This window comes from Amycolatopsis ruanii (assembly GCF_003385175.1).
In the GTDB taxonomy this organism is placed as follows: Bacteria; Actinomycetota; Actinomycetes; order Mycobacteriales; family Pseudonocardiaceae; genus Amycolatopsis_E; species Amycolatopsis_E thermalba.
Genome location: NZ_PQHY01000048.1, coordinates 1 through 12,778, shown reverse-complemented (window position 1 = coordinate 12,778; position 12,778 = coordinate 1). Strand labels below are relative to the sequence as shown.

Genomic DNA, 12,778 nt, shown 5'->3' with positions numbered 1-12,778 from the left:
GGCTACTCCCTGATTTCCGCGAGGCCGTCCTTGACGACGACGTCGTCACCGGCGGTGGTCTCGAAGGCGTAGGTGGTGGCGTCCCTGCGCCACACCGTGGTCGTGATGTCCTGGCCCGGCAGCACCGGTTTCGCGAAGCGGACCGCGAGCCGCCGCAGCCGCCGCACGTCGGAGCCGGCGAGCTCGGTGAGCAGCGCCCACGACGTGAACGCCATCGTGCACAGGCCGTGGGCGATGATCCCCGGCAGGCCGGCTGCCCTGGCGACGTCCTCGTCCAGGTGGATGGGCATCGGGTCACCGGCGGCGGGCCCGTACCGCAGCGGCTGGTCGTCGTCGATGTGCTGGGTGACCGTGGCGACCGGTGCCCGCCGCCGCAACGACTCGTCGAAGACGTGCTCCGGCGCCAGTTCGCCCCGGCGGTCGCCGGTGTCGAACCCACGCACGAAGAACGTCACGCGCTGCTCGTTGACCAGTTCGCCGTCCGTGTCCCGGGTTTCCAGGTACACGCAGGCGGCGGTTCCGCTCTGCCCGCCCTTCCAGCCGGTCATCCGGCCCCTGGCGACCAGTTCGTCACCGGGCCGGATCGGGCGGTGGAACACGAAGTCCTGCTCGCCGTGCAGGATCCTGCCGAGCAGGCGCAGCGGCACGACCTCCAGCGCCGGTTCCATCAGCGACGGGAAGACCGGGACGATCGCGTACACCGGCGGGGCCACGTCACCGGCCAGGTGCGCCTCGATCGGGTCGTTGGTGGCCTTGGCGTAGCCGATCACCGCGTCGCGGGTCACCGTGTGCCGGACCGCGCCGGTCCAGACGCCGAGCCCGGCCGGATCGAAGTTCTCCGGCATCAGGCGACCAGGTCCTTGAGCTTGTCCAGGGATTCGGTGAGGTTCTTGCGCGCGTCCTTCTCCACGGCCTTGCCCAGCGCGCCGACGATCATCGCGCCGGTGAACTCGGCGTCGATGGTGGCGGTGCTCCCGCCGGCGCCCGCGGGCTCGACCGAGAGCGTGAACCGCACCTTGACCCCGGCCATGCCGGTGCCGGAGATCTCCAGCTTCTTCGGCGCGTCGTACTCCTCGACGGTCCAGGTGATCGTGTTGGCCATCCCCAGCATGGTCACGACCTCGCTGACCTGGGAGCCCTGGCGCCACTCGGCCGGCACGTCGCCCTTCCACCTGGTGTGGATGGTCAGCCACTGCTCGAACCTGTCCGGCTGGGAAAAGGTCTGCCACACCTTCTCCGGCGCGGCCGGGAGTTCGGCGGAAACGTGGATGCTGCCCATGGTTGTCCTCCTCGTGGGGTCAGCGCTCGGCGCGCTGGTAGGCGGTGACGACGGCGGCGCCGCCGAGTCCGATGTTGTGCTGCAGCGCCGCGGTGACGCCTTCGACCTGCCGCCGGTCCGCGGTGCCGCGCAGCTGCCAGGTCAGCTCGGCGCACTGCGCGAGACCGGTCGCGCCGAGCGGGTGTCCCTTGGAGATCAGGCCGCCCGAGGGGTTGACGACCCACTTGCCGCCGTAGGTGGTCTGCTCGTCGTCGATCAGCTGCGCGGCCTCGCCCTCGCCGCACAGGCCCAGCGCCTCGTAGAGCAGCAGTTCGTTGGCGGAGAAGCAGTCGTGCAGCTCGATGACCTGGAAGTCCCCGGGGCCGAGCCCGGACTGGTCGTAGACCGACCGCGCGGCGCGGACGTTCATGTCGTAGCCGACGATGTTCTTCGCGGTACCGTCGAAAGTGGACGCGAAGTCCGTGGTCATGGCCTGCCCGACGATCTCGACGGCCTGACCGGCGAGGCCGTGCTCGTCGACGAAGTCCTCGCCGGCCAGGATGGCCGCGCCGGAGCCGTCCGAGGTCGGCGAGCACTGGAGTTTCGTCAGCGGGTCGTAGATCGTCCGCGAACCGAGGATGTCGTCGAGCGAGTACTCGTCGCGGAACTGCGAGTACGGGTTGTGGACCGAGTGCTTGTGGTTCTTGTAGCCGATCTTCGCGAAGTGCTCGGCGGTGGTGCCGTACCGCCGCATGTGCTCGCGCCCGGCGGCGCCGAACATCCACGGCGCGGGCGGGAACAGCACCTCGGAGATCTCGGCGAGCGCCTGGATGTGCCTGGTCATCGGCTGTTCGCGGTCGTCGTACATCGCGCCGAGCGAACCCGGCTGCATCTTCTCGAACCCGAGCGCGAGCGTGCAGCGCGCCAGCCCGCCGCGGATCGCCTGCGCGGCGAGGTACAACGCGGTCGACCCGGTGGAGCAGTTGTTGTTGACGTTGACCACCGGCACGCCGGTCATGCCCAGCTCGTACACCGCGCGCTGCCCGGAAGTCGATTCGCCGTAGACGTAGCCGACGTAAGCCTGCTCGACGAGGTCGTAGGGGATTCCGGCGTCCCGCAACGCGTTCGTGCCGGACTCTCTGGCCATCTCGGGGTAGTCCCACCCCTCGCGACGGCCGGGTTTTTCGAATTTCGTCATCCCGACACCGATGACGTAGACCTTCCGGCTCATCCTGGGTTCCTCCGGTTCGGCACTTGCCTGCCGACCCGACGGTAACTTTTGCCGGGCGCCGCGCGTTGACCCTCGCGAGCAAGGACTTGACCGAACCGATCACGGTCGTCTTGACTCGAACGATCGCGGGAAGGAGGGTGGGGTGGCGTACCGGATCCCGGCGTCGTTCGCGGTCGCGGCGGTCGAACTGGCCGTCGAGCGGGGCATCGACCTGCCGCGGCTGCTGGTCGAAGCGGGCCTGTCGCCGATCCGCACCCGCCCGCACGACCTGCGGGTGACGGCCGAGCAGGCGGTCCGGCTGGCGGTCGCCCTGCGGCGCATGACCGGCGACGAGCTGTTCGGTCTCGGGGCCGCCCCGGTGCCGCGCGGGACGTTGCACATCCTGTCCCACGCCATGGCGGGCGTGCCGACCCTGCGCGAGGGCATCGACCGGCTCGCGATGCTCGTCAAGCCGCTGGCCGGGTTCCCCGATCTCGAGCTGGAGCCGTGCGGGAGGGATCACGCGCTCCGGTTGCACGTGCCGCCCGGCGCGGGTCCCCTGCTGACGGTGATGGTGGCGGCGATCGCGGACCGGATCATCGGCTGGGCCATCGGGCGCGCCACCCCGAAGGTGCGGGTCGAATTCCCGTTCCCGGAACCGCCCAACAGCGCGGACATCGCGTTGTTGCTGGGCGAGGAAATCCGGTACGGCGCCGGGGAATTCCCGGCGCTGATCCTCCCCGCGAGCGCGCTGGCGAGCCCGATCGCGCACGACGAGCAGTCGGTGGTCGACTACGTGGCCCGCGCGCCCGGCGAGTGGCTGGCGAGCGAGCCCGGCACGCTCCCGCTGGCCCGCCGGGTGCGGCAGCTGATCGAGCGCGGCCTGGCGCGGCGGCACATCGTCACGGCGGAGGAGCTGGCGGCGGCGCTGACGACGAGCGTGCCCACGCTGCGCCGGCAGTTGCGTCAGGAGGGCAGTTCCCTACGCGAAATCCGCGACGAGGTCCTGGCGAAGACGGCCGAGACGGCGCTGCGGACAACGGACGACCCGATAGCGTCCATCGCGACGCGGCTGGGATTCTCCGAGACGAGCGCGTTCACGCGGGCGTTCCACCGGTGGACGGGGGAGGCGCCGGCCCGCTACCGGGCCCGCCTCCGGGAGACGAGCTAGCCAGGCGCGCGAGGACGTCCGGCCGGGTCGCGGGAGCGGGCCGTCCGCGTGTGACCGGTCTCGCGCCAAAGAAAGGTCTCCTAACTAAACTGGTGCCGTGACCACGGCCAAGCCTTCGCTGGAGCTGCTCCGCAGCCTGACCGACGAGCACGTGCTGCGCGCGCTCATGGAGCACCGCCGGCTGACACGCGCCGAGCTGGCGAAGGTCACGGGGATCTCGAAGCCCACGGTCTCGGAGAGCGTGCGCCGGCTGGCCGAGTCGGGTGTGCTGCGTGATACCGGTGAGCGAACGTCCGGCCGTGGACGCGTGGGGTCCTACTACGCCCTCGCCGACGACGTCGGTGCGGCGCTCGTCGTCGGCATCGCGCCGGAGGGTGTGGTGGCCGAGGGCGTGGACTGTCATGGCGAAGTCCTCGCGCGGGCGCGGCACGCGGTGTCGCGGCCGGCCACGCCCCGGCAGGTGGCGGTGGCGTTGCGCCGAGTCGTGAACCGGGTGCGCGCGGACCTGCCTGGCCCGTTGCTGGTGGGGGCGGTGAGCGCCGCCGACCCGGTGGACCGGCGGACGGGGCGCCTGGTGCACCTGCCGGACGCGCCGTTCCTCATCGGTGAGCTGTCGCCGGCCGAGCAGGTGGGGCCGCTGATCGCCGGCTCGCTGCGGGTGGACAACGATGTCAACTGGGCGGCGCGGGCGGAACGAGCGTCCGGCGCGGCCCAGGGGCTCGACGATTTCGCCTACCTGCACCTGGGCGCGGGGCTGGGCTGCGCGGTGGTCAGCGATGGCGAGGTCCGCCGCGGGGCGTCCGGGCTGGCCGGGGAGATCGCGCACCTCGTCACCCACGGCCCGGACGGCCGCGCGGTCGCGTTCACCGAGGTGTTCCGCGTGCTCGGGTTGCGCCGGCCGGGCTCGGCGGCGATCGACGTGGAAGCCCTGTCCCGGGCGCTGCCCGGCGAGACGCTGGACGCGCTCGCCGCCGCGATCGGCGGAGTCCTGTCGGCCCTGCTCGCGGTGTGCGATCCGGAGGTCGTCGTGCTCGGCGGCGAGTGGGGAACCGAGCCCGCCCTCCTCGGGGCGATCGAGGAGCGCGTTCGCAGCCTGCCCCGGCGTGTGCCGGTGCGGGCGGCGGAGGTCGTCGCCGAACCGGCGTTGGCCGGAGCGCGGTCGCACGCGCTGGGGGAGTTGCGCAGCTGGATCGCCACGCGAAGCCAGTTTTAGTTAGGACTCTTGCCTAAAAGTGGAGCGCTCGCTACCCTGCTGGAATGCCGGCCGCCGCAACGGAACTGCCCCACTGGGAGAGCGTGCCCGAGGACCTTCCCGGAGCGATCCGCGAGATCAAGTCGGCGCTGCGGGCGCGCATCGCGGCGTCGGGCCGCTCCGTGGAGGAGGTGTTCGCCGTCGTCGAGCGGCGCATCGCCGAGCGGGTCGCCGAGATCGGCTCCGACCGCCGGCAGGGCAAGGCGGTCTGGCCCGTCCTCGACTACGCCGACATCGCGCACGGCACCGTCCGCGACGAACAGCGGGACCTCGTGAAACGACGAGGGTGCCTCGTCGTCCGCGGGCACTTCGACCGCGAGCAGGCCCTCGCCTGGGACGCCGGCATCGTGGACTACGTCGAACGGAACCGGTTCTTCGAGAACTACCGGGGGCCCGGCGACGACTTCTTCGGCAGTGTCGGCTCGAAACCCGAGATCTACCCGATCTACTGGTCGCCGGCGCAGATGCAGGCCCGGCAGAGCGACCGGATGGCGACCGTGCAGGCGTTCCTGAACTCGTTCTGGCGGCACCAATCCGGCGGGGTGCGGTGGTTCGATCCGGACCGCCACGCGCTGTACCCGGACCGCATCCGCCGCCGCCCGCCGGGCGCCGATTCGGCGGGCCTGGGCACGCACAGCGATCCGGGCACCCTCGACCTGTGGATGACCAGCGCCTACCAGAAGGCGTTCCGCCACCTGTTCGACGGCACGGTCGAGGAGTACGACCCGTGGGACGCGGCGCACCGCACCGCGGGCCCGCAGTACCCCGGCTCGACGATGTGCTCGGCGTTCCGCACCTTCCAGGGCTGGACCGCACTGTCCGACATGGACCACGACCAGGGCGTCCTGCACGCCGTGCCGATCCCGGAGGCCATGGCGTACCTGATGCTGCGTCCCCTGCTGACCGACGTGCCCGAAGACGACATGTGCGGCGTCACCGTCAACCAGGTCTTCCCGGCCGGGCACAAGTGGCACGCCGACCTGATGGAGGCACTGTCCGGCATCCCGGACGTGCGGGCCGGCGACTCGGTGTGGTGGCACTGCGACGTGATCCACAGCGTCGCGCCGGTCGCCGACCAGCAGGGCTGGGGCAACGTCATGTACATCCCGGCCGCCCCGTGGTGCCCCCGCAACGAGGAGTACGCGGCCAGCGTGCGCGAAGCGTTCCGCACCGGATCGAGCCCAGCGGACTTCCCGGCCGAACACTACGAGCGCGACTGGGAAGGCCGCTTCACCGTCGAGCAGCTGAACGACACCGGACGCCGGGGCCTCGGCCTCGACTGACGCGGCGAACACGTAGGTGACGCCCTTTGGGGAGAGCCTCCGGTTGGGGTGTGGCTTGTCTAGGACCACGCTCGACCGGAGGCTCCCGTGTCCCGCCGTAATGCCCGCACCACGTTTCTGTGCAGGTTGCTGATCGTCCAGCGATAGCACGCGGGTGGCCGCAGGCTCATATCGCGCTCGGCCGCGCCCAGCGGGAAACCAGCCCGAGCGATCGCCTCCTTCGCCCGTCGCGGCATCCCCGGATGACCGGCAACGCTTGGGCCTATCGCTGGTCACTCCGGCACGTGCTCGAGCACTACAACACCCAACGCCGCCACAACGCACTCGGCGGCCACCCACCCACCAGCCGACTGCCACCAACCTGATGGCCAAGTACACCTGGCCGCATCGCGGCGCGGGGCCTAGAGATCGGCGAGCGCGGACAGCGGGTTTTCCACGGCGTCGGCGACGAACCGGAGGAATCCGGCCGCGGTGCCGCCGTCGCACACGCGGTGGTCGAACACCAGCGACAGCTGGGTCAGGTGCCGGGGCACGACCTGGCCGTCGACGACCCACGGTTTCGGCAGGATCCGGCCCACGCCGAGGATCGCGACCTCCGGGTGGTTGATGATCGCCGCGCTGCCGTCCACGCCGAACGAGCCGTAGTTGTTGAGCGTGAACGTTCCCGCCACCGGTTCCGGCACCGCGCCGTCGCGGGCCGCCGTGACCACGCGGCGGATCTCGGCGTCCAGTTCGCGGGCGCTCATCCGGTCGGCCCGCCTGACCGCGGGCACCACCAGCCCGCGTCCGGCCTGCGTGGCGATGCCCAGGTTGACGCCGTCGAACTGCACGATCTCGCCCTCGTCCACCCGCGCGTTCAGCTCGGGGAAGCGGGCCAGCCCGGCGACCACGAACCGCGCGAGCAACGCCAGGATCCCCGCGCCCGCCAGCGATTCACGCAGCTCCACCAGAGCGCTGGCGTCGACGTCGACCCAGGTGGTCGCCTCGGGGATCTCGCGGCGGCTGCGGCTCAGGGTGGTGGCGATCGCCTTGCGGATCCCCGTCATCGGCACCCGTTCGCGGATCCCCAGGCCGGTGCGTGGGTCGTCGCCCGCCGAGGGGGCCGCGGCGCGTTCCACGTCGGCGCGGGTGATCAGCCCGTCCGGTCCGCTCCCGGTGAGCGTGGCCAGGTTCAGGCCGCGTTCCCGGGCCAGCTTCCGCACGATCGGTGACTGGGTGCGCGGCCGGTCGAGCACCACGGTCCGGGTGCCGGCGGGCCTGCGGCGCCTCCGACGGCCGTTGGCCGCGGTGCTGGTGCCGTAACCGATGAGGACGTTGCCGGAGCCCGCCCGCTCTTCCTCGCGGTAAGCGGCGGCCGCGGGCTGGTCCGCGGTCACCGTGATCAGCGGTGCGCCGACCAGCACCGTGCCGCCGGGCTCGCCGTGCAGCTCGGTGACGACCCCGCCGTAGGGCGAGGGCACCTCGACCACGGCCTTGGCGGTCTCGACCTCGGCGACCGGCGCGTCGACGGCGATGGTGTCGCCGACCGCGACCAGCCAGCGCACCAGCTGGGCTTCGGTGAGCCCTTCGCCGAGGTCGGGCAGGGTGAACGTGTCGCTCATGCGGCGTCCCAGTTCAGCTCGTCGACGGCGTCCAGGATCCGGTTCACCGAGGGCAGGTGGTGGTGTTCGAGTTTCGGTGGCGGGTAAGGGATGTCGAAGCCGGTGACGCGGCGGACCGGCGCCTCCAGGTAGGGGAAGCACTGCTCGCTCACCCGCGCGGCGATTTCGGCCGCGACGGAGGCGAAGCCCGGCGCCTCGGCGACGACGACCGCCCGGCCGGTGGCGGCGACGGCCCTGGTGACCGTCTCGTCGTCGAACGGCACGATCGAGCGCACGTCGACCACGGCGAGGTCGCGGCCTTCGGTGGCGGCCTGGCCGGCGGCGGCGAGCGCGACCGGGACGGACGGGCCGTAGGCGATGAGGGTGGCGTCCCGGCCCGGGCCGCGCACGACCGCGCGGCCGATCGGGGGAACCGCCCGCGCGAAGTCGACCTCCTCGCGGGTGAAGTAGTGCCTCTTCGGTTCGAGGAAGATCACCGGGTCCGGGCTCGCGATGGCTTCGCGGAGCAGGCCGTAGGCGTCTTCGTTCGTGGCGGGCGCGACGACGGTGAGGCCCGGGGTGTGCGCGTAGTAGGCCTCGGAGGAGTCGCAGTGGTGCTCGACCCCGCCGATGCCCCCGGCGTAGGGGACCCGCACGACCACCGGCAGCCGGACGCGGCCGCGGGTGCGGTTGCCCATCTTCGCCAGGTGGCTGGTGATCTGTTCGAACGCCGGGTAGGCGAAGGCGTCGAACTGCATCTCGACCACCGGGCGGAAGCCGTTCATGGCCATCCCGATCGCCATGCCGGCGATGCCCGACTCGGCCAGTGGCGTGTCGAAACAGCGCTGCTCGCCGAAGGCGCCGGTGAGCCCGTCGGTCACCCGGAAGACGCCGCCGAGCGGGCCGACGTCCTCGCCGAACACGACGACCGAGGGGTCCTCGGTCATCGCGTCGCGCAGTGCGGTGTTGATGGCCTGCGCCATCGTCACCTTGGTCGCGGTCATGCCGGCTCCTCCTCGGCTTCCAGCTCGGCCTGCAGCAGGTCTGCCTGCGCGGTCAGCTGCGGGGTCGGCGTGGCGTGGACGTGCGCGAACAGCTCGGCCGGATCGGGCGCGCCCTCGGCGGACAGGCCGGTGCGCAGGCGGGCGGCCAGTTCCTCGGCCTCGTCCCGGAACTCCTCGCCGGTCAGGCCGAGGTAGGTGCGCAACCGGGTCAGCGGGTCCCGGGTCCGCCATTCCTCGACCTCGGATTCGTCGCGGTAGCGGGTGGCGTCGTCGGCGTTGGTGTGCGCCTCGATGCGGTAGGTGTCGGCCTCGACGAGGGTCGGGCCGCCGCCGGTCGCGGCACGTGTGACGGCTTCGCCGAGCACCGCCAGCAGCGCCGCGACGTCGTTGCCGTCGACCAGCACGGCGGGGACGCCGTAGCCGATCCCCTTGTCCGCCAAGGAGGGCGCGACCGACTGACGTGCCAAGGGGACGGAGATCGCGTACTTGTTGTTCTGCACCAGGAAGACGACGGGGGCGCGGAAGACCGCGGCGAAGTTGAGGGCCTCGTGGAAATCGCCCTCGCTCGTGGCGCCGTCGCCGCACAGCGCCATCACCACCGTGTCCTCGCCCTTGAGCGTGGCGGCGTGCGCGACGCCGACGGCGTGCAGCAGCTGGGTCGCCAGGGGCGTCGACTGCGGCGCGACGCGGTGGGCGGTGGGGTCGTAGCCGCAATGCCAGTCGCCGCGCAGCATCATCAGGACCTCGACCGGGTCGACGCCGCGCTCCACCGCGGCGACGGTGTCCCGGTAGGTGGGGAAGAGCCAGTCGCCCGGGCGCAGCACCGCGGCCGCCGCGACCTGGCACGCCTCCTGCCCGTGTGACGACGGGTAGACCGCCAGCTTGCCCTGGCGGACGAGCGCGCCGGCCTGCTCGTTGAGGCGGCGGCCCAGCACGAGGGAGCGGTAGCGGGCGCGCAGCTCCGCGCGGTCCGGCATCGCGTAGCGGGCGTCGGGATGCACCGTGCCGTCGGGGTTCAGGAGGCGGACTGCCTCGGTCATGCACACCTCCGGGAAAGACAGAGTGACCCGATTCTGCTTTCATGGAGAACTCATGAACAGAGGACCGCACCAAGCCAAGACGAATGGATTGCGAGGGTGGAAAGCGTGAACGATGTGTCCAGCCGGGAGGCCACGGGGACGCGCGGTCCTGGACGATTGGCGCCCGCCCTCGACGAGGTCGATCAGCGGATCGTGCGCGAGCTGACCGCCGACGGGCGCATGTCGGTGCGCGTCCTCGCGGAGCGGGTGAACATCTCCCGCGCGAACGCCTACAGCCGGCTGGAGCGGCTGCGGGACAGCGGCGTGCTGACCGGCTTCACGGTGAAGGTCGACCCGGCGAAGGCCGGCCTGGCGACCTCGGCCTACGTGACGCTCACCGTGCGGCAGAACTCGTGGCGGCACCTGACCGAGCACCTGCGTCGCATCCCCGAGGTGGAGCACATGGCCCTGGTCGGCGGCGACGCCGACGTGATGCTGCTGGTGCGCGCCACGGACAACCAGCACCTGCGGCAGGTGGTGCTCGGCCAGTTGCACGACATCCCCGGCGTGCTCGGCACCCGCACCACGCTGATCTTCGAAGACATCGACAACCACTGACCAGCGGCCGGGGGACGAACCTCCGCTGGCCGGCGCGATGCCGAACGGAACCACGGCGGCGATCCGCGGCATTCACGCGTCGGCTCGTGCTCGCAGCAGTTCCTCGGCGGTGGTGCGTTCCGGCACCCACCCGCCGAGGACCTGCCCGTCCGGCGTGGTGAGCACCAGGTTGGTGCCCTCCGCGGTGTGGTGGTGCCGGATCCGCCAAGCGGTCCGCCAGGGCAGGAAGCCGGCGGGGGCGCGCACGCCCTCGCCGTCGAGTCGGAAGTCCCCGTACTCCACCTCGCGCCCGCGGTCGAGGGCGGTCCGCAGCCGGCGCACGATGCGGTCCCGGCACCGCTCGATCACCAGCTTCGACAGGGCACCCTGCCGGTGCACGCCGTGGATGAGGATCCGCCGGTCGTCACGGTGCCCGCGTCCGAAGACCCGCCGGCGCCCCAGGCCCGTGATCCGGGAGACGCGCCGGCTGGTCAGGAACAGCTCGATGTGCTCCCAGTGGGTGGTGACGGTCCCGCCGTCGTGGGTCTTGGCGACGGGCCGGTGGACCACGTACTCGACGTCGCGCCACGGGATCGCCAGGCGCTCACCCCCGGCGTGGACGACCAGCTCGGCAGGCGTGACCTCGTACACCCGGCGCCCGCCGCGGGGCGGTACCGCGACGACGAACACGGCCCGGCCGGCCATCGCCGCGACCGGGAGCGCGGCGCCGGCCCAGGGACTCACCACCATGGCGAGAACCCCGGCGCCGGCGCAGAGCAGCAACCAGGCGCCCAGGGCGGGTGTGGTGAGGAACCGCCGCTTGGTGCGGAACCGGACGACCTCGGAACCCCTCGCAGAGCTGCCCACCGGGCGACGGTATCGCGGGCCCGCGCGTGGCGGGGCGGGTTCGGACCGGAACCTGCCACAGCGGGTTGTTCCGCCGCGGACCAGCCACACGCTGCACCGCGATCGCATCCATGGAGCTCCGCCCTTCGGGAACGCGAGAGTTCGGTGATCGTGTCCAGGAGGCGGTCCTGCGCCTCGGGCGGCAGGTAGCCCGGCAGGCCTTCGGCGCTCCACGCGGCCGGCCGGGCCGGATCGACTCCGGCGGTGCGCAGAGCGGTGGGCCAGTCGTCGCGCAGATCGGCCGGGGCCACTCTCCGGTCGGCGGTGGGCGCCGCGCCCAGCCCGGACGAGCGGTTCGGCGAACGGATCGTCGATGAGCGAACTTTCCGCGCGCTGGAGGCCAGGTCCCAGGTGTCTCCGTCGTCCCTGGCGATGCTCGGGTCAGCGTAGTGACATCCGGCGCTACCGCCTCCGGATGAGGCCGAGTTCGGTGGCGGTGGCGACGGCGGCGGTGCGGGAGTCGACGCCGAGTTTGGTGTAGATGCGGGCCAGGTGGGATTTCACGGTGCCCTCGGTGAGGTGGAGCCGCCGGCCGATGGCCTGGTTGGACAGGCCCTCGGCGACCAGTGCGAGGACCTCGGTCTCCCGCCGGGTCAGGGCGGTGGCGGGGGTGCGGAGCCGGTTCATGAGGCGGTCGGCGACGGCGGGGGCCAGCGTGGTGCGCCCGGCGGCGGCGGTGCGGACGGCGGCGGCCAGGTCCTCGGGCGGGGCGTCCTTGAGGAGGTAGCCGGTGGCGCCGGCCTCGATGGCGGGCAGGGTGTCGGCATCGGAGTCGTAGGTGGTGACGATCAGCACGCGGGGGGCGTCCGGCCGGGCGGTGATCGCCGCGGTGGCCTCGGCGCCGCCCATTCCGTTGCCGAACTGCAGGTCCATGAGGACGACGTCGATGTCGCCGTGCCGGGCGCGGACGACGGCGTCCTCCGCGGTGGCGGCTTCGGCCACGATGGTGAGGCCGGGTTCGGTCTCCAGCACGGCGCGCAGCCCGGCGCGCACCACCGGGTGGTCGTCGGCCAGGAGCAGCCGGATCGGCCGGCCGGTCACGGGCGGCCCTCGCGTTCGGTGTCGCCGGCCGGGTTCAGCGGGAGCCGCGCGGCCAGTGCGGTGCCCTGGCCGGGGGCGGATTCGATGGTGAGGGCGCCGCCGAGGGCGTGCATGCGGGCGCGCATGGCGGGCAGCCCGAAGCCGCCCCGGTCGGGGTCGGGCTCGGGTACCCGGCCGGGGTCGAAGCCGGTCCCGTCGTCGACGACGTCGAGGACGACGTGGTCACCGAGATAGCCGAGAGTGACGTCGGCGGTGGTGGCGCCGGCGTGGCGGACGGTGTTGGACAGGGCGGACTGGGCGATGCGCAGCAGGGCGACCTCGTGCGCGGTCGGCAGCGGCGCCGGGTCGCCGGTGAGGCGGAAGCGTGCGGTGAGCCGGTGCCGGGCGCTGGTGGTGGCGCACAGGCGCTCCAGCGCGCCGGCCAAGGTGTTGCTGTCCAGGGCGGGCGGGGTGAGGG

The 12,778-nt window shown here is 72.3% G+C and carries 13 protein-coding genes and 2 pseudogenes; 5 read left to right on the top strand and 10 right to left on the bottom strand.

Going from position 1 to position 12,778, the window contains the following annotated elements:
* Positions 1 to 2: 2 nt before the first annotated feature.
* From D0D28_RS23295 to D0D28_RS23285, 3 genes are read right to left on the bottom strand one after another with little or no spacing between them, the layout of a single operon-like run.
* The gene (locus D0D28_RS23295) at positions 3 to 845 is read right to left on the bottom strand and encodes a MaoC/PaaZ C-terminal domain-containing protein (RefSeq protein WP_116112372.1); all 843 of its coding nucleotides are present in this window, start codon (positions 843 to 845) and stop codon (positions 3 to 5) included.
* The gene (locus tag D0D28_RS23290; RefSeq protein ID WP_094007608.1) at positions 845 to 1,279 is read right to left on the bottom strand and encodes a type II toxin-antitoxin system Rv0910 family toxin; all 435 of its coding nucleotides are present in this window, start codon (positions 1,277 to 1,279) and stop codon (positions 845 to 847) included. Before D0D28_RS23290 ends, D0D28_RS23295 begins: the two co-directional genes overlap by 1 nt.
* 19 nt (positions 1,280 to 1,298) lie before the next feature.
* A complete protein-coding gene (locus D0D28_RS23285; RefSeq protein WP_116112370.1) occupies positions 1,299 to 2,489 on the bottom strand; it encodes a lipid-transfer protein in 1,191 nt (396 codons plus the stop codon).
* 142 nt (positions 2,490 to 2,631) lie between these two features.
* Here D0D28_RS23285 and D0D28_RS23280 point away from each other — a divergent pair, with 142 nt between their 5' ends.
* The 4 genes and pseudogenes from D0D28_RS23280 to D0D28_RS37705 form a co-directional block, all read left to right on the top strand.
* Positions 2,632 to 3,639: an AraC family transcriptional regulator gene (locus D0D28_RS23280; protein WP_094007606.1), complete on the top strand. Its 1,008-nt coding sequence runs from the start codon at positions 2,632 to 2,634 to the stop codon at positions 3,637 to 3,639.
* A 97-nt stretch (positions 3,640 to 3,736) separates the two neighbouring features.
* The gene (locus D0D28_RS23275) at positions 3,737 to 4,852 is read left to right on the top strand and encodes an ROK family transcriptional regulator (RefSeq protein ID WP_094007605.1); all 1,116 of its coding nucleotides are present in this window, start codon (positions 3,737 to 3,739) and stop codon (positions 4,850 to 4,852) included.
* A 44-nt stretch (positions 4,853 to 4,896) separates the two neighbouring features.
* The gene (locus D0D28_RS23270) at positions 4,897 to 6,174 is read left to right on the top strand and encodes a DUF1479 domain-containing protein (protein WP_116112368.1); all 1,278 of its coding nucleotides are present in this window, start codon (positions 4,897 to 4,899) and stop codon (positions 6,172 to 6,174) included.
* Positions 6,175 to 6,404: 230 nt separating this feature from the next.
* Positions 6,405 to 6,539: pseudogene (locus D0D28_RS37705) on the top strand (IS481 family transposase); the annotation flags it as partial.
* A gap of 36 nt (positions 6,540 to 6,575) precedes the next feature.
* Here the strand turns inward: D0D28_RS37705 and D0D28_RS23265 are convergent.
* From D0D28_RS23265 to D0D28_RS23255, 3 genes are read right to left on the bottom strand one after another with little or no spacing between them, the layout of a single operon-like run.
* On the bottom strand, positions 6,576 to 7,775 hold the full coding sequence (locus D0D28_RS23265) for a dihydrolipoamide acetyltransferase family protein (RefSeq protein ID WP_116112365.1): 1,200 nt from the start codon (positions 7,773 to 7,775) through the stop codon (positions 6,576 to 6,578).
* Positions 7,772 to 8,758, bottom strand: a complete 987-nt coding sequence (locus tag D0D28_RS23260) for an alpha-ketoacid dehydrogenase subunit beta (RefSeq protein ID WP_116112362.1) — start codon at positions 8,756 to 8,758, stop codon at positions 7,772 to 7,774. Before D0D28_RS23260 ends, D0D28_RS23265 begins: the two co-directional genes overlap by 4 nt.
* Entirely contained in the window at positions 8,755 to 9,798 is a 1,044-nt protein-coding gene (locus D0D28_RS23255) for a thiamine pyrophosphate-dependent dehydrogenase E1 component subunit alpha (protein WP_116112359.1), read from the bottom strand. Before D0D28_RS23255 ends, D0D28_RS23260 begins: the two co-directional genes overlap by 4 nt.
* 114 nt (positions 9,799 to 9,912) lie before the next feature.
* Here D0D28_RS23255 and D0D28_RS36945 point away from each other — a divergent pair, with 114 nt between their 5' ends.
* Positions 9,913 to 10,395 (top strand): Lrp/AsnC family transcriptional regulator, encoded by a 483-nt coding sequence (locus tag D0D28_RS36945; RefSeq protein WP_255407941.1) that lies wholly within the window; start codon positions 9,913 to 9,915, stop codon positions 10,393 to 10,395.
* A 72-nt stretch (positions 10,396 to 10,467) separates the two neighbouring features.
* Here D0D28_RS36945 and D0D28_RS23245 read toward each other — a convergent pair whose 3' ends face one another.
* From D0D28_RS23245 to D0D28_RS23230, 4 genes and pseudogenes are all read right to left on the bottom strand, one after another.
* Positions 10,468 to 11,241, bottom strand: a complete 774-nt coding sequence (locus D0D28_RS23245) for a hypothetical protein (RefSeq protein ID WP_162831162.1) — start codon at positions 11,239 to 11,241, stop codon at positions 10,468 to 10,470.
* A gap of 134 nt (positions 11,242 to 11,375) precedes the next feature.
* Positions 11,376 to 11,561: pseudogene (locus D0D28_RS23240) on the bottom strand (class I SAM-dependent methyltransferase); the annotation flags it as partial.
* 121 nt (positions 11,562 to 11,682) lie between these two features.
* Entirely contained in the window at positions 11,683 to 12,321 is a 639-nt protein-coding gene (locus D0D28_RS23235) for a response regulator (RefSeq protein WP_116112355.1), read from the bottom strand.
* On the bottom strand, positions 12,318 to 12,778 hold a 461-nt coding region (locus tag D0D28_RS23230; RefSeq protein ID WP_240323319.1), incomplete at its 5' end, for a sensor histidine kinase. The genes D0D28_RS23230 and D0D28_RS23235, both read right to left, overlap by 4 nt.